Annotated in this window: 18 protein-coding genes; 8 read left to right on the forward strand and 10 right to left on the reverse strand. The window is 67.4% G+C overall.

The genetic code is table 11. The annotated features are described in order from the left end of the window. Nucleotides 1-19: 19 nt before the first annotated feature. From ACF8LI_RS06505 to ACF8LI_RS06515, 3 genes are read right to left on the reverse strand one after another with little or no spacing between them, the layout of a single operon-like run. Complete coding sequence (locus tag ACF8LI_RS06505; protein WP_392414726.1) at nucleotides 20-1,468, reverse strand: sensor histidine kinase; 1,449 nt, start codon at nucleotides 1,466-1,468, stop codon at nucleotides 20-22. After that, nucleotides 1,465-2,136 carry a response regulator transcription factor gene (locus ACF8LI_RS06510; RefSeq protein WP_016447636.1) on the reverse strand — a complete coding sequence of 224 codons (672 nt, stop codon included), beginning with the start codon at nucleotides 2,134-2,136 and terminating at the stop codon, nucleotides 1,465-1,467. Before ACF8LI_RS06510 ends, ACF8LI_RS06505 begins: the two co-directional genes overlap by 4 nt. 6 nt (nucleotides 2,137-2,142) lie before the next feature. Then, on the reverse strand, nucleotides 2,143-2,448 hold the full coding sequence (locus ACF8LI_RS06515; RefSeq protein WP_012206897.1) for a PepSY domain-containing protein: 306 nt from the start codon (nucleotides 2,446-2,448) through the stop codon (nucleotides 2,143-2,145). 256 nt (nucleotides 2,449-2,704) lie between these two features. Between ACF8LI_RS06515 and ACF8LI_RS06520 the strand changes: the two genes are divergently transcribed. Both ACF8LI_RS06520 and ACF8LI_RS06525 read left to right on the forward strand, forming a co-directional pair. Then, a complete protein-coding gene (locus ACF8LI_RS06520) occupies nucleotides 2,705-3,085 on the forward strand; it encodes a PepSY domain-containing protein (RefSeq protein ID WP_392414725.1) in 381 nt (126 codons plus the stop codon). A gap of 145 nt (nucleotides 3,086-3,230) precedes the next feature. After that, the gene (locus ACF8LI_RS06525) at nucleotides 3,231-3,791 is read left to right on the forward strand and encodes a glycine zipper 2TM domain-containing protein (protein ID WP_046239712.1); all 561 of its coding nucleotides are present in this window, start codon (nucleotides 3,231-3,233) and stop codon (nucleotides 3,789-3,791) included. A gap of 67 nt (nucleotides 3,792-3,858) precedes the next feature. Here the strand turns inward: ACF8LI_RS06525 and ACF8LI_RS06530 are convergent, their stop codons facing one another. Continuing rightward, nucleotides 3,859-4,380: a peptidylprolyl isomerase gene (locus ACF8LI_RS06530; protein ID WP_043789867.1), complete on the reverse strand. Its 522-nt coding sequence runs from the start codon at nucleotides 4,378-4,380 to the stop codon at nucleotides 3,859-3,861. A 152-nt stretch (nucleotides 4,381-4,532) separates the two neighbouring features. Then, nucleotides 4,533-5,984 carry an aldehyde dehydrogenase gene (locus ACF8LI_RS06535; protein ID WP_392414724.1) on the reverse strand — a complete coding sequence of 484 codons (1,452 nt, stop codon included), beginning with the start codon at nucleotides 5,982-5,984 and terminating at the stop codon, nucleotides 4,533-4,535. 260 nt (nucleotides 5,985-6,244) lie between these two features. Between ACF8LI_RS06535 and ACF8LI_RS06540 the strand changes: the two genes are divergently transcribed. From ACF8LI_RS06540 to ACF8LI_RS06550, 3 genes are all read left to right on the forward strand, one after another. Further along, nucleotides 6,245-7,204 (forward strand): helix-turn-helix domain-containing protein, encoded by a 960-nt coding sequence (locus ACF8LI_RS06540; protein WP_392414723.1) that lies wholly within the window; start codon nucleotides 6,245-6,247, stop codon nucleotides 7,202-7,204. A 103-nt stretch (nucleotides 7,205-7,307) separates the two neighbouring features. Beyond that, a complete protein-coding gene (locus ACF8LI_RS06545; protein ID WP_126310728.1) occupies nucleotides 7,308-8,438 on the forward strand; it encodes a cupin domain-containing protein in 1,131 nt (376 codons plus the stop codon). A 385-nt stretch (nucleotides 8,439-8,823) separates the two neighbouring features. Further along, the gene (locus tag ACF8LI_RS06550; protein ID WP_074920994.1) at nucleotides 8,824-9,114 is read left to right on the forward strand and encodes a hypothetical protein; all 291 of its coding nucleotides are present in this window, start codon (nucleotides 8,824-8,826) and stop codon (nucleotides 9,112-9,114) included. 212 nt (nucleotides 9,115-9,326) lie between these two features. On the opposite strand, the gene bamC is transcribed toward ACF8LI_RS06550, so the two are convergent. The 5 genes from bamC to ACF8LI_RS06575 all read right to left on the reverse strand — a co-directional run bounded on the left by bamC (nucleotide 9,327) and on the right by ACF8LI_RS06575 (nucleotide 13,467). Then, nucleotides 9,327-10,439: an outer membrane protein assembly factor BamC gene (gene bamC / locus ACF8LI_RS06555; RefSeq protein ID WP_016447628.1), complete on the reverse strand. Its 1,113-nt coding sequence runs from the start codon at nucleotides 10,437-10,439 to the stop codon at nucleotides 9,327-9,329. Nucleotides 10,440-10,480: 41 nt separating this feature from the next. Further along, the gene (gene dapA / locus ACF8LI_RS06560) at nucleotides 10,481-11,377 is read right to left on the reverse strand and encodes a 4-hydroxy-tetrahydrodipicolinate synthase (RefSeq protein WP_016447627.1); all 897 of its coding nucleotides are present in this window, start codon (nucleotides 11,375-11,377) and stop codon (nucleotides 10,481-10,483) included. 75 nt (nucleotides 11,378-11,452) lie between these two features. Then, entirely contained in the window at nucleotides 11,453-12,022 is a 570-nt protein-coding gene (locus ACF8LI_RS06565) for a class I SAM-dependent methyltransferase (RefSeq protein ID WP_374007111.1), read from the reverse strand. A 67-nt stretch (nucleotides 12,023-12,089) separates the two neighbouring features. Further along, a complete protein-coding gene (locus tag ACF8LI_RS06570) occupies nucleotides 12,090-12,239 on the reverse strand; it encodes a hypothetical protein (RefSeq protein WP_016447625.1) in 150 nt (49 codons plus the stop codon). A gap of 1 nt (nucleotide 12,240) precedes the next feature. Continuing rightward, nucleotides 12,241-13,467 (reverse strand): MFS transporter, encoded by a 1,227-nt coding sequence (locus ACF8LI_RS06575; protein WP_017404391.1) that lies wholly within the window; start codon nucleotides 13,465-13,467, stop codon nucleotides 12,241-12,243. 170 nt (nucleotides 13,468-13,637) lie between these two features. On the opposite strand from ACF8LI_RS06575, the gene ACF8LI_RS06580 reads away from it, so the two are divergent. Genes ACF8LI_RS06580 through parC form a run of 3 tightly spaced genes read left to right on the forward strand, consistent with a single transcriptional unit; the run spans nucleotide 13,638 to nucleotide 18,934 of the window. Beyond that, complete coding sequence (locus ACF8LI_RS06580) at nucleotides 13,638-15,620, forward strand: DNA topoisomerase IV subunit B (protein WP_016447623.1); 1,983 nt, start codon at nucleotides 13,638-13,640, stop codon at nucleotides 15,618-15,620. A 5-nt stretch (nucleotides 15,621-15,625) separates the two neighbouring features. Then, nucleotides 15,626-16,507 carry a lytic transglycosylase domain-containing protein gene (locus ACF8LI_RS06585; protein ID WP_392414722.1) on the forward strand — a complete coding sequence of 294 codons (882 nt, stop codon included), beginning with the start codon at nucleotides 15,626-15,628 and terminating at the stop codon, nucleotides 16,505-16,507. 39 nt (nucleotides 16,508-16,546) lie between these two features. Beyond that, complete coding sequence (gene parC, locus ACF8LI_RS06590) at nucleotides 16,547-18,934, forward strand: DNA topoisomerase IV subunit A (RefSeq protein WP_016447621.1); 2,388 nt, start codon at nucleotides 16,547-16,549, stop codon at nucleotides 18,932-18,934. Nucleotides 18,935-18,947 lie beyond the last annotated feature (13 nt).

The raw sequence follows: 18,947 nt of genomic DNA on the forward strand, positions 1-18,947 counted from the left end.
GCCCTGCGGCCTCCCGCGCTCACGCCTCTCGTCGCGTTCCGGGCAGGTGCAGCTGCATGCGCAGGCCGCCCAGCGGCGAGCGGCTGGCTGCGATGCTGCCGCCATAGGTCTGCACCAGGTCACGCACGATATCCAGGCCCAGCCCTGCGCCGGGCCTGCGCTCGTCCAGACGCTCGCCGCGCTCGAAGATGCGGCCAAGGTCGGCGTCTTCGATGCCGGGGCCGTCATCGTCCACCGTCAGCAGCAAGGGGCCGCCGGCCTGATCGTGCTCCAGGCCCTGGACTTCCAGGCTCACGGCCTGGGCCGCCCATTTGCCGGCGTTGTCCAGCAGGTTGCCCAGGATTTCCATCAGGTCCTGGCCGTCGCCCAGAAAGTCCCAAGGCTGCGCATCCCCCTTCAGCGTGAAGCGGATGCCGCGGCCGGCGTGCAGGCGCTCCATGGTCCGCACCAGCGAGGCCAGCGGCGGCTCCAGCGGCGTGCGCAGGCCTGTGGCCTGGCGGGCCGCAGCGCGGGCGCGTGCCAGATGGTGGTCCACCTGGCGGCTGGCGCTGGCGACCTGCTCGCGGACCAACTCGGCCAGCGTCCCGCCTTCCTGCGCGGCGGCATTGCCGAGGATGGACAGCGGCGTGTTCACCGCATGGGCCAGATTGCCGGCCTGCGTGCGCGCGCGCTGGACCATGTCGGCGTTCACATCCAGCACATGATTGAACTCCTGCACCAGGGGGCGCAGTTCCTGCGGAAACCGGCCTTCAAGGCGCGGCGTGGCGCCCTTGCGCACGTCGGCCAGGCCTGTGCGCAGCAACTGCAGCGGCCGCAGCGCCAGGCGCAGCTGCAGCACCACGGCCAGAGCCAGCCCGGCCGCCAGCGTGCCCAGTGCGGCGATCAGCATGGTGGTGAAGCGCTGCATGGGCTCGGCCAGCAGGGCGCTGTCGGCCGCAACGATCAGGCGCAACTGCGGCGCGTCGGCTTCGGGCAATTGCAGGGGGCGTGCCACGGCCACGAGCGGGTGGCCCTGGCCATCGGGCAGCATGCCCGTGCTCAACGCCGTGTCTTCCCGGTGTTCGCCGGGATTGCCGGCATCGGCCCGGAACTGGCGCCAGTCCAGTGTCTGGTCCCACAGCGAACGAGAGCGCAGCAGGCCGGCCTTCTCGGGTGGGCCCGCCCCATCGCTCACCTGGTCGATCTGCCAGTAAAGGCCCGACAGCGGCTGCGCCAGGCGCGGATCGCCCACGGCCAGTCCTACCTCAATGCGCCCGCCGGGCAGGCTGTTGACGGCTGCGCTGAGCTGGTCGAGCTGCAGCACCAGCTGCGCCTGCAACTGCTGCGCGATGTGATCGCGGAACAGTCCGCGCAGTCCCCAGCCGGCCAGCAGCACGGCCGCCAGCACCCAGGCCAGCGTGCCGGCCAGCAGGCGCAGGCGCAGCGAATCACCGAGCCGGGATCCCTGTCTTTCCTGTGGTGCGTTCATGCAGCGGGCGCGCCTTCCACCAGCCGGTAGCCCATTCCGCGCACGGTTTCTATGCTGCCGGCCGGCAGTTTCTTGCGCAGGCGGCCCACGAAGACCTCGATGGTGTTGGAGTCGCGGTCGCTGTCCTGCGGGTAGATGTGTTCGGACAGCTCGGTGCGCGATATCACCTGGCCCACGCGCTGCATCAGCAGGGCCAGCACCTTGAATTCATGGCTGGTCAGCGTGAGCGGCTGGCCCGCCACGCTCACACGCGCCTGGCGCGAGTCCAGCACGATGGGGCCGCATTGCCACTGGGCGCTGGCGTGCGGGCTGAGCCGGCGCAGCAGGGCGCGCAGGCGGGCCATCAGCTCTTCCATGTGGAAGGGCTTGGCCAGATAGTCGTCGGCACCGGCATCCATGCCGGCCACCTTCTCATGCCAGGCGCCGCGCGCCGTGAGGATCATCACCGGCATGACCCGCCCTTGTTCGCGCCAGGCGCGCAACACCGTCAGGCCATCGCGCACGGGCAGGCCCAGGTCCAGCACGGCGGCATCGAACTCCTCGACCTCGCCCAGGTACTGGGCCGTTGCGCCGTCGGCCGCCGTCTCCACCGTATGCCCGGCCTGCTGCAGCGCCTGCACGAGCTGGCTGCTCAGCGTGGGCTCGTCTTCCACCACGAGGATTCGCATCTGCGTCTAGTCCTTGCGCTTGAAGCTCAGCACCTTGCCATCGCGTGCATCGATCTTGAGCTTGGCCACGCGGCCGCCCGATTGCAGCAGCCGGATCTCGTAGATGAAGCGGCCGTCGTCATGCTCGAACTCGACCTTGATGACCTGGCCCTGGTAGTCGCGCTCGACCTGATCGAGCACGGTGCGCAGCGGCAGCACGCGGCCTTGCTGCAGGGCCTGGCGCGCGAGTTCATGGTCGCTGTCGCCGGCATCCGAGGGCGTGGTCCAGGAGGCCAGTGCCGCCGCCATCAGCAGCAGTGCGGCCAGCAGCATCCAGGACCTGCGAGGGATGGAGAAGGATGGAGTGGGCATGGAAAACTTTATAGCCCAGCGTGGATGAACCTCGGATGAACGGCTGCTTCAGCTTGCGTTCATGGCCTGCGTCGAACAATGGCTGCACGCCGTCGCAATCCACCGGAAACGAAGGCGCAGCAGCCGGCAGATGCGGCCTTTTCAGATGCATCGCCAGCCCAATCGCCGGCCCCGTCGCCGACCCCGTCGCCGACCTTCACATGCCAAGGAGAACCTCATGCCTTCCATCCAACAACTGATTTCCCGCGCTGCACGCCATGGCCTGACGGGCCTGGGCATTGTTCTGATCGCCACTGCAGGGCTGGTCGCCCAGGTGCAGGCCCAGGCCGCCGCCACGGGCGGTCCTTCGGTGACCGTGCAGGCCGGCGAAGCCGTGGCCACCACGGTGGCCTCCGTGCGCGGCGCCTTCCAGGGGCCGGGCCTGAGCATCCGCGAAGTCTTCGAGCGCATGGAGGTCCTGGGCTACCGCGACCTGCGCGAGATCGAGTGGGAAGACGGCCTCTACCAGGTCAAGGGCCAGACCAGCGATGGCCGTCCCGTGAAGCTCTATGTCGATGGCAACAACGGCAACGTGCTCAGCATTCGCGCACGCAATTGAGGCCGGGCCGGCGGACTGATTTTTGTCAGCAAGTGTTCAGTCCGGTCGGCGCACATGCAGCCTGGGGCGTTGGAGTGGTATGCAGCCGCAGGCAGGGTCGGTGGCTGCCCTTGATCGATCCACGGACAGTACACAGGAGATTTCCATGCCCCCTTCCATTCATCGCTTGGGCGCCATCGGCACCAGCTGCATTGCAGCGCTGATGCTCAGCGCCTGCGCGGGCTATCCACAGCAGGGCGGATATCCGGGTGGCGGCTACCCTGCAGGTGGCTATCCCGCTGGGGGCTACCCCAGCGGGGGCTATCCCGCCAGCGGCCAGCCCGGCACGGCCTATCCGGGCGGCGGTGGCTATGTGCAGCAGGGGCGCGTGACCAATGTGCAACTGGTTCAGATCCAGCAGCCCAGCGGCATCGGTGGCTCGGGCATAGGTGCCGGGGCAGTGGTGGGTGGCGTGGTCGGCGGCGTGCTGGGCCGTCAGGTGGGCAAGGGCAGCGGGCGCGACATCGCCACCATTGCGGGCGTGGTGGGCGGTGCCATGGCGGGCAATGCCATCGAGAAGAACACCGGCCCTGGCGACCTGCGCGATGTCTACCGTGTCACCGTGCAGTTGAACGACGGCAGCACGCGCGTGTTCGACTACCAGAGCAATCCGCAGCTGCGCGTAGGCGAAAGCGTGCGTGTGGACAACAACCAGCTGCTGCGCTGAGTACCAGGCTCGCTCCATGCAAAAGGGCTCCCCGAAGGGAGCCCTTTGCCATTTCAGCGCGGCAATTTCAGTGCAGCGTGTCGTTGCCCGGTGCCATGGGCTGGATGCGGAAGAAGCCGGTGCCGGCCGAGCCGCGGCCGATTTCCTCCTCGGTGGCTTCGCGCACGCCTTCGACCTTCAGGTGCAGGCGCAGCGCGATGCCGGCCAGCGGATGGTTGCCGTCCAGCACCACATGCTCGGGATAGATTTCGGTTACCGTGTAGAGCAGGTCGGGCGGCACGGCGCTGCAGCCCTTGGGCAGGGCGCTGGCCTCGAAGCTCATGCCTTCTTCCAGCTCTGCCGGGAACAGGGCGCGCGGCTCCAGGAAGATCAGGCTTTCGTTGTAGTCGCCGAAGGCTTCCTCGGGCTCCAGATGCAGGTCCAGGACCTTGCCCTGGCCGTGGCCCTGCAGGGCCTCCTCGATGCGCTTGAGCAGGTCGTCGCCGCCGACCAGGAACTCCACGGGCTCATCGAGCACGTCCAGTTCCTCGCCCAGGGTGTCCTTGAGGGTCCAGGTCAGAGCGACCACGCATTGTTCTGTGATTTCCATGGTGTGCAGCTTGTGCGGCCCATGCCGCGGTGGGGAAAAAGAAAGACCGCCGCGCGCGCCCTTGTTTGACGAAGGCGTGCCGGCGGCCGCGTTGGCGCGATTTTCTCACGGCGGCCCGGCTGCTGCGCAGGCCGGGCGGCGAGTCCTGCCGATCAGAACGGATAGTGGCGGGGCGCGGTCTGCATGGTGATCCAGCGCGTCTCGGTGAAGGCATCGATGCCTGCCTGGCCGCCGAAGTGGCCGTAGCCCGAGTTCTTCACGCCGCCAAAGGGCATCTGTGCCTCGTCATGCACGGTGGGGCCGTTGACGTGGCAGATGCCGGCCTCGATGCGCGCGGCCACGCGCCAGCCGCGTGCGGTATCGCGGGTGTAGACGGACGAGGACAGGCCGAACTCGTTGTCGTTGGCCATGGCGATGGCCTGCTCCTCGCCGCGTACGCGCACGATGGCCTTGACGGGGGCGAAGGTTTCCTCGCGGAAGATGTCCATCTCGGGCGTGACGCCGTCGATCAGCGTGGCGGCCATCAGGGTGTTGGTGGCCTTGCCGCCGCACAGCAGCTTTGCGCCCTTGGCCAGCGCGTCGTCGATCAGGCGGTTGGCGCGCTCCACGGTGGCCATGTCCACCACCGAGCCCAGCACCACGGGACCCTTGCGCGGATCGCCCAGCGGCAGCGAGGTGGCACGGGCCACCAGCTTGTCCAGGAAATCCCCGGCCACGGCCTCGTCCACGATGATGCGTTCGGTGGACATGCAGATCTGGCCCGAGTTGGCGAAGGCACCGAAGGTGCAGCCGGCCACGGCGGCGTCGATGTCGGCATCGTCCAGGACCACGAAGGGCGCTTTGCCGCCCAGCTCCAGAATGGCGGGCTTGAGGTACTTGGCGCAGGTCTGGCCGATGATGCGGCCCACGCGCGTGGAGCCCGTGAAGTTCACGCGGCGCACGGCCGGGTGGGCCACCATGGCCTCGACCACGGCACCGGCATCTTCGGGCGCATTGGTCACGAAGTTGACCACGCCGGGCGGCAGGCCGCCTTCCTGCAGGGCCTCGATGATCAGGCCGTGCGTGGCGGGGCACAGCTCCGAGCCCTTGAGCACCACGGTGTTGCCGCAGGCCAGCGGCGTGGCAATGGCGCGCACGGCCAGGATGACGGGCGCATTCCAGGGCGCAATGCCCAGCACCACGCCGGCGGGCTGGCGCACGGCCATGGCCAGGCTGCCGGGCACGTCAGAGGGAATGATCTGGCCGTTGATCTGGGTGGTCAGCGATGCGGCCTCCAGGAACATGTTGGCGGCCAGGTGCACGTTGAAGCCGGCCCAGATGCCCGAGGCGCCGGTCTCGGCGGCCATGGCGGCGGCAAAGGCCTCGGTCTTGGCCTCCAGCGCCTGCGATGCCTTCATCAGCATCTGGCGGCGTTCGGTCGGGCCCAGTGCGGCCCAGGCGGGGAAGGCCTTTTGCGCGGCCTCGACGGCGCGCACGGCATCTTCGCGCGTGGCGGCCGGGGCGCGCGTGGCCACCGATCCGTCCAGCGGATTGCGGCGCTCGAAGGTGGCGCCATTGCCGGCCTGTGCGGCCTGGCCTGCGATGAGCATGGTTTGTTCGATCATGACTGTCTCCTTGGTATGCGGTTGTGGCCTGGACGTTGGCGCTGCCGGGCGTGCCGGTCATCGTAGAAGCAGGCGATGGCGCAGGCAGCCCGCTGCGCGCACAAAGCGCATGACGGATCGTGCACAGGCTCCGGGGTTTACCCTTGTCCTGGCTGTCCGCGGGGAAAGCCATGGGGCGCGACAGGCCTGCACTTTCCCATAATCACGTCCATGGCCGCACACAGATCCTTCACCCGTGCGGCGATCAGGAGAGACCGCACATGACCGATGCCATGGTGTTGAGCACCGACGGACTGCCGCCCGGCGAGACGGCGTCGGCCTGGCATGCCTGGATGTCGAGCCTGTTTGCGGGCCTGGATACCGATGTCTATGGCGAACGCCTGTTCGAAGGCCATGTGCGCGTGGCCAATGCCGGCGATGTGGTGCTGACCCGGCTGGAGGCGGGCCGCCACCGCGTCATGCGTAGCATGCAGGGCCTGCGCGCCCATGAGTCCCCCTATCTGAAGATCGTCGCGCCCTGGGAGGGCGTGGCCAGCGTGCGCCAGCACAACCGCGAGGCCAGCGTGCGCAAGGGCAGCTGGGTCATCTATGACACGGCGCAGGAGTACGAGGTGGCCAATCCCGAATGGTCGGAGCACCTCATCGTGATGCTGCCGCGCCAGGCCATCGTGGAACGGGGCATCCGGCTGGAAGGGCTGATGGGGCGCAATGTGGGCGGCAGCTCGGGCATCGCCCGCATCGCGCTGGAGACCATGCGCAGCACCTACCAGGAGCTGCCCGGCATGGCACCGCACCTGGCGCGCCGCGCGGGCGAGCTGCTGGTGGACATGGTCCATCTTTCGCTGCAGGAGCTGGCCGGGCAGGGCACGGCAGGCACCCAGCAACTGGCGCTGCAGGACCGCATACGCGCCCATGTGGTGGCCCATCTGCGCGATCCGGGCCTGTCGGTGGAGTCCGTGGCCGCCGCGCTCAACTGCAGCAAGCGCCATTTGCACAACGCCTTTGCGGACAGCCAGACCAGCCTGGGCGCCTTCATACAGCACAGCCGGCTGGAGCTGTGCATGCGCGAGCTGCTGCTGCCCGAGCACGCGCAGCGCACCATCACCGAAGTCGCCATGGACTGCGGCTTTGGCAGCAGCGCGCATTTCAGCCGGGCCTTCAAGGCCTATACGGGCCTGGCGCCCTCGGATTTCAGGGCCATGCGCACGGCTGCGGGCTGAGCGTCGTCCGGCCATTTCGGGCCGGCTTGCGCTGGCGCCAGGACAGGGCAATGGCCGCATAGGACAATGCCGCCCTGTCTTTCTGCTCATTTCGGACCATTCCATGGACACCAACACCCCGCTTGCCCTGCTGGGCGGGCTTACCGCTTCCCAATTCATGCGCCGCCACTGGCACAAGAAGCCCTTGCTGGTGCGCCAGGCGATCCCGGGCTTCAAGCCCCTGATTCCGCGCGCCAGGCTGTTGGCCATGGCAGGCGAGGACGGTGTGGAATCGCGCCTGATCCAGCAGCAGGACGGTGGCCACTGGAAGCTCAGCCACGGCCCGCTGTCGCGCCGCAGCCTGCCTTCGCTGCAAAAGCCCGGCTGGACCGTGCTTGTGCAGGGCGTGGACCTGCACGACGACGGCGTGCACCAGTTGATGCAGCAGTTCCGCTTCGTGCCCGAGGCGCGGCTGGACGACCTGATGATCAGCTTTGCCACCGACCAGGGCGGCGTCGGCCCGCATTTCGACAGCTACGACGTCTTCCTGCTGCAGGCCCATGGCCGCCGGCGCTGGCGCATCGGCCGCCAGAAGGACCTGTCGCTGCAGCCCGATGTGCCGCTGAAGGTGCTCTCGCATTTCGAGCCGGAAGAGGAATTCGTGCTCGAGCCCGGCGACATGCTCTACCTGCCCCCGAAGTGGGCCCATGACGGCATCGCCGAAGGCGAGTGCATGACGTACTCCATCGGCTTTCGCTCGCCCGCGCGCGACGAGCTGGCCCGCGAGCTGCTGCTGCGCATGTCCGACGAGCCCGATGAGCCCGAAGTGCCGGTCGTCTACCGCGATCCCGACCAGCCGGCCGTCGAAGCCCCGGGCGAGATTCCCGCCAGCCTGCACGATTTCGCCCGCAAGTCGCTGGAACGCGCGCTGGCCGAGCCGCTGGCGCTGGAGCGCGCTCTGGGCGAGTACATGACCGAGCCCAAGGCCAATGTGTGGTTCGAGCATGGCGAGGAAAACGGCATGTTCGAGAGCGTGGTCCTGGACCGCCGCACCCGCATGATGTATGACGCCAGGCACATCTTCATCAACGGAGAAAGCTATCTGGCCGGTGGCCGCGATGCCACGCTGATGCGCAAGCTGGCCGACACGCGCGCGCTGTCGCGCACCGATCTGGCCAAGGCCAGCGACGATGCGCTGGAGCTGCTGTCCTCGTGGTTTGACGCAGGCTGGGTGCGTGGCGGCAAGCTGTCCTGAACCGGGTAGACGCTGCGCCACAGGCATGCTAAGTTCGGGCATTCACTGTTGACAGCGTGCTGCTGAACAAGGGCGGACTTCGTTAGATTTGTAAAGAATTGTCTTGAGTCCGTCAGTAAATTGACAGCCACCTGCTTTTGTTACACAGTGCATGTCAAGGCAGTCAATCCACTGCCCCATCCGGACTTTGCAAGAGGATTTGTGCGGAATTGTTCTGAGGCTGTCAGTTTCGGTCAGCTTCGGGAAAACCTCCCTATAATCTGACGCGAGTCGAATGAATGTTTTGACGCGGCTTGGCCGTAGCGCTCCGGTTGCCTGCATCCGGTGTCGCAACGGCGGGGCCCTCCTGTTTACTGTCTTCTTACCTACTCTCTAGGAAACTGTGATGAAGAACTCTCTGATCCTGGCTACCGTGATCGCTGCTGCAGCTCTGGCCGCTTGCGGCAAGAAGGAAGAGGCTCCGGCCCCCGCTCCCGCTCCTGCTGTTGAAGCTCCCGCACCGGCAGCTCCCGCTCCCGCAGAAGCCGCTCCTGCTGCTCCCGCCGCCGACGCAGCTGCTCCCGCAGCGCCCGCCGCTGACGCAGCTGCACCTGCCGCTCCCGCTGCTGACGCTGCTGCTGCAGACGCCGCCAAGGCTGCTGCCGACGCTGCCGCCAAGGAAGCCACCAAGCAGTAATCCGGCCTTCGCCGGTGGCACAGGCTTAGGCTTGTGCTGCGAAAAAACCGCATCCTTCGGGCTGCGGTTTTTTTTCGTCCATCGGGGCCCGGTCATGCATATCCATGGTCTATGCACGACGGCCCGGATGCAAAAAAGCCACCGGCAAGTGAATGCGCGGTGGCTGCAGGCGAGGGCGGCGGCTGCCGCCTCAATCCCGACGTGAGGATCGCCTACTTCATGTCGTCGGTGATGACGCGCACGATGCGCTGGGCATTGGCCGAGGTCTCTGGCTGGCCCTGGGTGTTGAGCACGGTGACGGTGGACTTGTCGCCCTCGCTGCGCACCTGGATCTGGTACTTGACCGGCGCGGCCGCGTCGGGCGAGCGGCTGAACAGCTTGCTGAAGAATCCCTTGGGCTCGACCTTGGCATCGGGCGCCACATAGCGCACGAAGTAGATGCCGCGGCTGCGGTCGCGGTCTTCCACGGTGAAGCCCGTGCGGTCCAGGGCCACGCCGACACGGCGCCATGCGCGGTCAAAGCCTTCGTCGATCTGCAGCACGGGCTGTCCGTTGGCGGATTCCATGCGCACGCTGCCGGTGGCGGCTGCCGTGGTGGTGTTGGCCTTGGCCACGGCGTCGGCCTGCTCCTGGCTCACGCCGAGCTTGACCATCAGGCGGCGCAGGAATTCGGTTTCCAGTTCCGGATCGGAGGGGCGCGGCTGCCAGATGGTCTGGTCCTTCTGGGCGCTGGTGTACACCTCCTGCATGCCGCGGTGCGTGATGTAGACCTCGGTGGAGCCGTCGGCCGAGCGCTCCAGGCGGGTGCGGAACCTGTCGCGCTCGCTGGTGGAGTACAGGCCGTCGAAGACCTTGCCCAGCGTCTTGCGGATCACGTCCTGCGGGATCTTGGCGCGGTTCTCGGCCCAATCGGTTTCGATGATGCCGAGCTGGCGGTCTTCGGTGGTGAAGATGAAGCCGTTTTCCAGCCAGAAGTCGCGCACGGGCTCCCACAGCTGGTCGGCCGGACGCTTGATCACCAGCCAGCGCTGCTCGCCATTGCGCTCGATGCGCACATCGCCCAGGGCGGCGGTGGCCGTTCGGCCCTCTGCCGGCTTTTGCGCCTTGGAGTTGGCTTCCATGGCGGCGGCGGAGACCACGCCGCCGGGCACGGCGTAGCGGGAGTCCGTGGACAGCTGTGTCAGGTCTGGCGGGACTTCCAGGGTGGGCGCCTGCTGCTTGCCGGCGCTCTTGTAGTCGATCTTGCTCTCTTGGAACGTGGTCGTGCAGGCTGTCAGGCCGATGGCCAGGCTCAGCAGGCTCAGACGTGCAATGGGCTGTTTCACGCGAATATCCTTGGTGCGTTCGGTCGGTGGGGCGGGGCGCCTCACAGCAGGCCAGCGGAGCTCAGGGCGGCTTCCACGGTGGCTTCCAGATTCTTGCTCAGGGGTGTCATCGGCAGGCGCATGGCCGGGCCGCAAAGGCCCAGGCGGGCTGCGGCCCACTTGACGGGAATGGGGTTGGCCTCGACGAAGAGGTTCTTGTGCACAGGCATCAGGCGCATCTGGATGTCCATGGCGGTGCGCACGTCGCCGGCCAGGGCCGCCTTGCACAGATCGCTCATCAGGCGCGGCGCCACGTTGGCCGTGACGCTGATGTTGCCGTGGCCGCCGCACAGCATCAGTGCCACAGCGGTCGGATCATCGCCGGAGTACACGCCGAAGCCTTCGGGCACTTCACGGATCAGCCACTGGGCGCGTTCGATGTTGCCCGTGGCTTCCTTGATGCCGATGATGGCGGGAATCTGCGCCAGGCGCAGCACGGTGTCGTGCTGCATGTCGGCCACCGAGCGGCCGGGCACGTTGTAGAGCACCACAGGCAGGTCGCCCACCGCTTCGGCAATGGCCTTGAAATGCTGGTACTGGCCTTCCTGCGTGGGCTTGTTGTAGTAGGGCACGACCTGCAGCTGGCTGTCGGCACCGACCTTCTTGGCGTAGCGGGCCAGCTCGATGGCCTCGTGCGTGCTGTTGGCCCCGCAGCCTGCCATCACGGGAACGCGGCCCGCAGCCTGCTCGACGGACACGCGGATGATTTCGCAGTGTTCCTCCACGTTGACGGTGGGGGATTCGCCTGTCGTTCCCACCACGCCGATGCAGTCCGTGCCCTCGGCCACATGCCAGTCGATGAGTTTTCGCAGCGCCGGGTAGTCAACACTACCGTCCTCGTGCATGGGCGTGATGAGGGCAACGATGCTGCCAGTGAGAGCGACGGAGGAGGATGTCATGTCCGCAAGAAAAAACGGGAAAGGATCATTCTAACGAGTGTCGGAGGCAGGCCCAAGGCGGTCGCCTGTAGGGATTCAGGCGATTGCAGAGCCTGACGCCTTCTGATGCGCCAGCATGGCCACGGGTTCCCGGCCTGTTGCATCGGGGCGCAGTGCCGCAATGCGCTGGACCACGCGATCGGGCTCGCCCAGCTGGCCGTGCTCGTAGGCCACGATGTGCCAGCCCGCGCAGGCCTGCAGCAGCTCGCCGGGCGCCAGCAGGAAATCGGGCCGGGAAGGCTTGCCGAAGGCCTCGTTGCCCTGGGCAAAGGTTTCGTACAGCAGCACACCGCCGGGGGCCACGCTGTCCAGCAGCGCCGGCCACAGCGGGCGCCACAGATAGTGGGTCACGACCACGGCGCCGAACTGCCTGCCGGGCAGGGGCCAGGGGCCGTTTTCAATGTCGGCGCACAGCAGCTCGCCCACGCCCTGCAGGCCGGCCAGGGCCTGGGCGTCGCGGTCCACGCCCGTCACTGCATGGCCGCGTGCATGGAACCAGCGCATGTGGCGGCCAGGGCCGCAGGCCACGTCGAGCACGGTGGCCTCGGGTGCCAGAAGATGCGACCAGCGTTGGATCCAGGGCGAAGGCGGCGTGGCTGCGTGCATGTGAAATTTCGGAAATGAATTGAAAGCGGCCGCCATTGTGCCGCCAGGCCTTTGCCGCGCTTCAATTTCAGAAGCAGGCCCAGAGCTGGTCGGCCATGCCCAGCATGAACTCGGGCTGCAGATAGAGCATGAAGACCAGGCCCAGCACCAGCAGCACGGCGGCCCACAGCGCCAGCCTGCGCAGCAGCTGTGGGCGGGGCGTGGTGGCTGTCGTCATGTCAGGCCGCCGCCTGCGCCGCACGCGGCCTTGCCACCGGGGCTTCGCGTATCGGCAGGTTCAGCAGGCCGGCGGCCACGCCCAGGCCGATGGCCAGGTACCAGACCACCTGGTAGCTGCCGGTGTGGTCATACAGATAGCCGCCCAGCCAGACACCCAGGAAGCTGCCGACCTGGTGGCTGAAGAACACCATTCCGCTCAACATGGACAGATGCTGCACGCCGAAGATCTGGGCCACGGTGGCATTGGTCAGCGGCACGGTGGACAGCCACAGCAGTCCCATGGCGGCCGAGAAGATGTAGACCGACCAGGGCGTCAGCGGCGCGAGCAGGAAGAGCACGATCACCACCGAGCGCGTGAAGTAGATGGTGGACAGCAGGTAGCGCTTGGGCAGGCGCTGGCCCAGGTTGCCGGCCACGTAGGTGCCGACGATGTTGAACAGCCCCACCAGCGCCAGCGAGATGCTGGCCACCTGCGGTGCCAGGCCGTAGTCCTTGAGGTAGCTGGGCATGTGCACGCCGATGAACATCACCTGGAAGCCGCAGACGAAGTAGCCAGCCGTCAGCAGCACGAAGCTGGGCGTGCGCAGCGCTTCGGCGACGGCCTGGCCCGCGCTCTGGTCGCGCACGGGTCGGGTATTGCCGGCCGTGAAGCCCGGCTCGCGCAGGCCGAAGGCCAGCGGAATGATCATCAGGGCGCACAGCGACAGCAGCAGCAGGGCGTTGGACCAGCCGAAGTTCGAGATCAGGCTGCCTTCCACGGGCACCATGAAGAACTGGCCGAAGGAGCCCGCCGCCGCCGTCACGCCCATGGCCCAGCTGCGCCGCGCCACGGGAATCTGGCGGCCCAGCACGCCGTAGATCACGGCATAGGTGGTGCCGGCCTGGGCTGCGCCTATCACCACGCCGGCCGTCAGGGCGAACCAGGTTGTCGTGGGCGCCATGGCCATGCCGGCCAGGCCCAGCGCATACAGCAGCGCGCCCACCAGGAGCACGCGGAAGGCGCCGAAGCGGTCGGCCAGCATGCCGCCGAAGATGCCGAGCACGCCCCAGGACAGGTTCTGGATGGCAATGGCCAGCGCGAAGGACTCGCGCGTCCAGCCCATCTCCTGGGTGATGGGCTGCAGCCACAGGCCGAAGCCGTGCCGGATTCCCATGGACAGCGTCACGACTGCGCCCCCGCACAGCAGTATCTGCACCATGGACATGGGTTGGTTGTTTTTGTGCATGCGGCAAACTTTAGCGAAACTCCGGGTTTTGCGCTGCGACGCGTGGGTCGCCCATGCGCCAGCGCGGCACTTCGTAGCCCTTGGCGGCACTGGCCTTTTCGGGATAGTCAATGTCAATGACTGTGAATGTATCCAGCACTGAGCCGGGCCGCGCACTACAATCCGCCCCCATGGCAGTCAAACCATCTCCTACTTCCGCCAGCGAATACTCCGAAGGCTCGATACGCGTGCTCAAGGGCCTGGAGCCCGTCAAGCAGCGTCCCGGCATGTACACGCGCACCGACAACCCCCTGCATGTGCTGCAGGAGGTGATCGACAACGCGGCCGACGAGGCGCTGGCCGGCTTCGGCAAGAAAATCCGCTTCACCCTGCATTCCGACGGCTCCTACAGCGTCGAGGACGACGGCCGGGGCATCCCCTTCGGCATGCACCCCGAGGAAAAGGCGCCCGTGGTGGAGCTGGTCTTCACCCGCCTGCATGCGGGCGGCAAGTTCGACAAGGGCAAAGGCGGCGCCTACAGCTTCTCGGGCGGCCTGCATGGCGTGGGCGTCTCGGTCACGAATGCGCTGGCCACGCGCCTTGAGGCCTGCATCCACCGCGAGGGCAAGGTGGCCACCATCGCCTTCTCGGGCGGCGACGTGGTCGAGCCCCTGCAATCGCGGCCGCTGGCCGCAGGCGAACGCAAGCAGGGCACGACCGTGCGCGTGTGGCCCGATGCCCGCTACTTCGAATCCTCCCAGCTGCCCATGGGCGAGCTGATGCATCTGCTGCGCAGCAAGGCCGTGCTCATGCCCGGCGTGTCGGTGACCCTGGTCAACGAGAAGACGCGCGACACCCAGACCTGGCAGTTCAAGGGCGGCCTGCGCGACTATCTGCAGCAAAGCCTGCATGGCGAGGCCGTCATCCCCCTGTTCGAAGGCGAGGGCTTTGCCGACCGCAACCACGACAGCTTTGCCGAAGGCGAGGGCGCCGCCTGGTGTGTGGCCTTCACCGAGGATGGCGCGCCGCTGCGCGAAAGTTATGTCAACCTGATCCCCACCACGGCCGGCGGCACGCACGACAGCGGCCTGCGCGACGGCCTGTTCCAGGCGGTCAAGGCCTTCATCGAGATGCATTCGCTGCTGCCCAAGGGCGTCAAGCTCATGCCTGACGACGTCTTCGCGCGCGCCAGCTACGTGCTCAATGCCAAGGTGCTGGACCCGCAGTTCCAGGGCCAGATCAAGGAGCGCCTGAACTCGCGCGATGCCGTGCGTCTGGTCAGCGGCTACGTTCGCCCTGCGCTGGAGCTGTGGCTCAACGAGCATGTGGAATGGGGCCGCAAGCTGGCCGAGATCGCCATCAAGGCTGCCCAGACCCGCCAGAAGGCGGGCCAGAAGGTCGAAAAGCGCAAGGGCTCGGGCGTGGCCGTGCTGCCCGGCAAGCTCACCGATTGCGAAAGCCGCGACCTGAGCCTGAACGAGGTCTTCCTGGTCGAGGGCGACTCGGCCGGCGGCAGCGCCAAGATGGGACGCGACAAGGAAACCCAGGCCGTGCTGCCCCTGCGCGGCAAGGTGCTCAACACCTGGGAAGTCGACCGTGACCGCCTGTTCGCCAACAACGAGATCCACGACATCTCGGTGGCCATCGGCGTGGACCCGCATGGCCCCCATGACACGCCCGACCTGTCCGGCCTGCGCTACGGCAAGATCTGCATTCTTTCGGATGCCGACGTGGACGGCTCGCACATCCAGGTGCTGCTGCTCACGCTGTTCTTCCGCCACTTCCCCAAGCTCATCGAGGCCGGCCACATCCATGTGGCGCTTCCGCCGCTGTTCCGCGTCGATGTGCCTGCGCGCGGCAAGAAGCCAGCAGCCAAGATGTACGCGCTGGACGAGGGCGAGCTGACCGCTATCCTCGACAAGTCCGCCAAGGATGGCGTGCCGCGCGAGAAATGCCAGATCAGCCGCTTCAAGGGCCTGGGCGAGATGAATGCCGAGCAGCTGTGGGAAACCACGCTCAACCCCGACACGCGCCGCCTGCTGCCCGTGCAGTTCATGAATCTGGACTTTGCGGCGGCCGAGCAGGTCGTCACCAAGCTGATGGGCAAGGGCGAGGCTGCGGCGCGCCGCGAGCTGATGGAGTTGCACGGCGACGCCATCGAAGTGGATATCTGATCCCCATGCCCCTGCGCCCGGCTGCCCCACAGCACCTTCCGCACCGCCCGCACCCTGCGCGCGCCGCTGCCGCGCGCGCGCTTGCAGCGCTGGGCGCGGCCCTGGCGCTGTGGGGGGGGGCGCAGCCCGCGCATGCCGATCTCTGGGCCTTCGTGGACGAGCGCGGCATCACGCACTTCGCCGCGCAGGCGCTGGACGAGCGCTACAAGCTCTACTTCCGCGGCTCGCTGTATGACAGCACCGAGCAGGGACTCAAGCCCCCGCTGGTGGAAGCCGAGGCCGCTGCCGACGATGACGGCGGCAGCGATGCCGGGCGCAGGCTGCAGGCGAGCACGCGGATGCAAAGCTTCTTCGACATCTCGCCGCGCTACAAGAGCGTGCGCGGCCACCTGCGCAAGGCGGCGGACCACACGGGGGTGGACTACGACCTGCTCAAGGCCGTGATTGCCGTCGAGTCGGGCTTTGACGCGCAGGCCATCTCGCCCAAGGGCGCAGTCGGCCTGATGCAGCTGATGCCCGCCACGGCCCAGCGCTTCGGCGTGGAGGCCAGCCGCCAGCGCAGCGTGCAGCAGCAACTGGCCGACCCGGCCGTCAACGTGCCGGCCGGCGCGCGCTACCTCAACCATCTGATGGGGCTGTTCCCCGGGCGGCTGGACCTGGTGCTGGCCGCCTACAACGCGGGCGAGGGTGCCGTGCGGCGTGCGGGGCAGGCCATTCCTCCCTATCAGGAAACCCGCAATTACGTGAAGGCCGTGCTCGGTATCTACGAGCAGCTGCAGGGCGGGCGCCAGCGTGCGGGCCAGGCAGCGCCTGCGGCGGCGGCACAGCCTGGCACAGCGCCCCGGATACGGATGACCTTGTCCACAGGGCTGCCATCGCCGCGATGAGCGGCCTTCACTGCATTTATTGAGATCACGAATTTCTTCATGAGCGATCAAAACACTCTGGATCTGGCCCAACAGGCGGCCGGCGATGCCCTGGACCTGGGCCAGTACGCACAGCGCGCCTACCTTGAATACGCACTGTCGGTCGTCAAGGGCCGGGCACTGCCTGATGTCACCGACGGCCTCAAGCCCGTGCAGCGGCGCATTCTGTATGCCATGGACCGCATGGGCCTGAGCTACAGCGGCCCCAACCACAACACGGCGGCCAAGCCCGTCAAAAGCGCGCGCGTGGTCGGCGATGTGCTGGGTCGCTTTCACCCGCACGGCGACCAGTCGGCCTACGACGCGCTGGTGCGCATGGCCCAGGACTTCAACCAGCGCTATCCGCTGGTCGATGGCCAGGGCAATTTCGGCAGCCGCGACGGCGACGGCGCAGCGGCCATGCGCTATACCGAGGCGCGCCTGTCCAAGATCACGGGCCTGCTGCTCGACGAGATCGACATGGGCACGGTGGACTTCGTGCCCAACTACGACGGCAGCACGCAGGAGCCGCAGCAGCTGCCCGCGCGCCTGCCGTTCGCCCTGCTCAACGGCGCCAGCGGCATTGCCGTGGGCCTGGCCACGGAAATCCCCAGCCACAACCTGCGCGAGGTGGCCGACGCCTGCGTTGCCCTGATCAAGCGGCCGCAGCTCAGCGACGAGGAACTGTTCCAGATCATCCCCGGCCCCGACTATCCGGGCGGCGGGCAGATCATCAGCAGCGCCTCCGACATCCAGGATGCCTACCGCACGGGGCGCGGCAGCCTCAAGCTGCGCGCGCGCTGGAAGATCGAGGAGCTGGCGCGCGGCCAGTGGCAGATGGTGGTGACCGAGCTGCCGCCCGGCGTCTCTGCGCAGAAGGTGCTCGAAGAGATCGAGGACATCACCAACCCCAAGGTCAAGACCGGCAAGAAGGCGCTGAGCCAGGAACAGACCCAGCTCAAGGCCAGCATGCTGGCGGTGCTCGATGGCGTGCGCGACGAGTCCAGCAAGGATGCGCCCGTGCGCCTGGTCTTCGAGCCCAAGACCGGCAAGGTGCCGCAGCAGGAGCTGGTCACGGCGCTGCTGGCGCACACCAGCCTGGAGTCGTCCAGCTCCATCAACCTGACCATGATCGGCCTGGATGGCCGGCCGGTGCAGAAAAGCCTGCGCCTGATGCTCGAGGAATGGATCGCCTTCCGCCAGACCACGGTCACGCGGCGCAGCCAGCACCGGCTGGCCAAGGTGCTGGACCGCATCCACATCCTCGAAGGCCGTCAGGCCGTGCTGCTGAACATCGACAAGGTCATCGCCATCATCCGGGCCAGCGACGAGCCCAGGCAGGCGCTGATCGATGCCTTTGCGCTGTCCGAGCGCCAGGCCGACGACATTCTGGAAATCCGCCTGCGCCAGCTGGCGCGGCTGGAGGCCATCAAGATCGAGCAGGAACTCAAGGAACTGCGCGTCGAGCAGGGCAAGCTCGAAGACATCCTGGGCAGCGAGAGCGTCATGCGCCGCCTGATCTGCAAGGAGATCGAGGCCGACGCCAAGCAGTTCGCCGATGCGCGCCGCACGCTGATCCAGGAAGAAAAGAAGGTGGTCGCCGAAGTCAAGGTGGTCGATGAGCCCGTGACGGTCATCATCTCGGACAAGGGCTGGGTGCGCACGCGCCAGGGCCATGGCGTCGATGCGGGCACGCTCAGCTTCAAGGCCGGCGACAGCCTGCACGGCACCTTCGAGTGCCGCACGGTGGACCAGCTGCTGGCCTTCGGCAGCAATGGCCGGGTCTATTCGGTGCCGGTGTCGCAGCTGCCCGGCGGGCGCGGCGATGGCCAGCCCGTGACCACGCTCATCGAGCTGGAGGCCGGCACCCAGATCCTGTACTACTTCGCGGGAGCCGAAGGAACGGCGCTGCTGCTGTCGGGGTCGGGCGGCTACGGCTTCGTGGCCATGGTGGGCGACATGGTCTCGCGCCAGAAGGCGGGCAAGGCCTTCGTGACGCTGGCCGACGGCGAGACGCTGTGCGCCCCGTCCACGGCCTACGGCGTGCCCATGGGCGCACGCGCCGAGCCGCAGGAAGGCGAGCAGGGCGCGGGCCTGCTGCTGCCGGCCACGCATGTGATCTGCGCCTCCACGGGCGGCCGCATCCTCACCTTCGAGATCGCCAGCCTCAAGCACATGGCCAAGGGCGGTCGCGGGCTGATGCTGCTCGACCTGGAGGACAAGGACACCCTGGCGGGCGCTGCCGCCTACACGCGCAGCATCCGCATCGATGGCCTGGGCCGCGGCGGCAAGGAGCGCAGCGAGACGCTGGAGATCCGCAGTCTCAACAATGCCCGTGGCACGCGCGGCCGCAAGGGCAAGTCGGCCGACCTGGGCTTCAAGCCGCAAAGCGTGACGCGCGTGGAGTAAAGAGCGCATCTGC

Origin of the sequence: Delftia sp. WSY_12 (assembly GCF_043104645.1) — a bacterium.
In the GTDB taxonomy this organism is placed as follows: Bacteria; Pseudomonadota; Gammaproteobacteria; order Burkholderiales; family Burkholderiaceae_C; genus Comamonas; species Comamonas tsuruhatensis.

What these genes read in the sequence shown, in the direction of transcription:
- ACF8LI_RS06505 (WP_392414726.1), bottom strand. Translation starts at nt 1,468, where the DNA reads ATGAACGCACCACAGGAAAGACAGGGATCCCGGCTCGGTGATTCGCTG.
- ACF8LI_RS06510 (WP_016447636.1), bottom strand. Translation starts at nt 2,136, where the DNA reads ATGCGAATCCTCGTGGTGGAAGACGAGCCCACGCTGAGCAGCCAGCTC.
- ACF8LI_RS06515 (WP_012206897.1), bottom strand. Translation starts at nt 2,448, where the DNA reads ATGCTGCTGGCCGCACTGCTGCTGATGGCGGCGGCACTGGCCTCCTGG.
- ACF8LI_RS06520 (WP_392414725.1), top strand. Translation starts at nt 2,705, where the DNA reads ATGCCTTCCATCCAACAACTGATTTCCCGCGCTGCACGCCATGGCCTG.
- ACF8LI_RS06525 (WP_046239712.1), top strand. Translation starts at nt 3,231, where the DNA reads ATGCCCCCTTCCATTCATCGCTTGGGCGCCATCGGCACCAGCTGCATT.
- ACF8LI_RS06530 (WP_043789867.1), bottom strand. Translation starts at nt 4,380, where the DNA reads ATGGAAATCACAGAACAATGCGTGGTCGCTCTGACCTGGACCCTCAAG.
- ACF8LI_RS06535 (WP_392414724.1), bottom strand. Translation starts at nt 5,984, where the DNA reads ATGATCGAACAAACCATGCTCATCGCAGGCCAGGCCGCACAGGCCGGC.
- ACF8LI_RS06540 (WP_392414723.1), top strand. Translation starts at nt 6,245, where the DNA reads ATGACCGATGCCATGGTGTTGAGCACCGACGGACTGCCGCCCGGCGAG.
- ACF8LI_RS06545 (WP_126310728.1), top strand. Translation starts at nt 7,308, where the DNA reads ATGGACACCAACACCCCGCTTGCCCTGCTGGGCGGGCTTACCGCTTCC.
- ACF8LI_RS06550 (WP_074920994.1), top strand. Translation starts at nt 8,824, where the DNA reads ATGAAGAACTCTCTGATCCTGGCTACCGTGATCGCTGCTGCAGCTCTG.
- dapA (WP_016447627.1), bottom strand. Translation starts at nt 11,377, where the DNA reads ATGACATCCTCCTCCGTCGCTCTCACTGGCAGCATCGTTGCCCTCATC.
- ACF8LI_RS06565 (WP_374007111.1), bottom strand. Translation starts at nt 12,022, where the DNA reads ATGCACGCAGCCACGCCGCCTTCGCCCTGGATCCAACGCTGGTCGCAT.
- ACF8LI_RS06570 (WP_016447625.1), bottom strand. Translation starts at nt 12,239, where the DNA reads ATGACGACAGCCACCACGCCCCGCCCACAGCTGCTGCGCAGGCTGGCG.
- ACF8LI_RS06575 (WP_017404391.1), bottom strand. Translation starts at nt 13,467, where the DNA reads ATGCACAAAAACAACCAACCCATGTCCATGGTGCAGATACTGCTGTGC.
- ACF8LI_RS06580 (WP_016447623.1), top strand. Translation starts at nt 13,638, where the DNA reads ATGGCAGTCAAACCATCTCCTACTTCCGCCAGCGAATACTCCGAAGGC.
- ACF8LI_RS06585 (WP_392414722.1), top strand. Translation starts at nt 15,626, where the DNA reads ATGCCCCTGCGCCCGGCTGCCCCACAGCACCTTCCGCACCGCCCGCAC.
- parC (WP_016447621.1), top strand. Translation starts at nt 16,547, where the DNA reads ATGAGCGATCAAAACACTCTGGATCTGGCCCAACAGGCGGCCGGCGAT.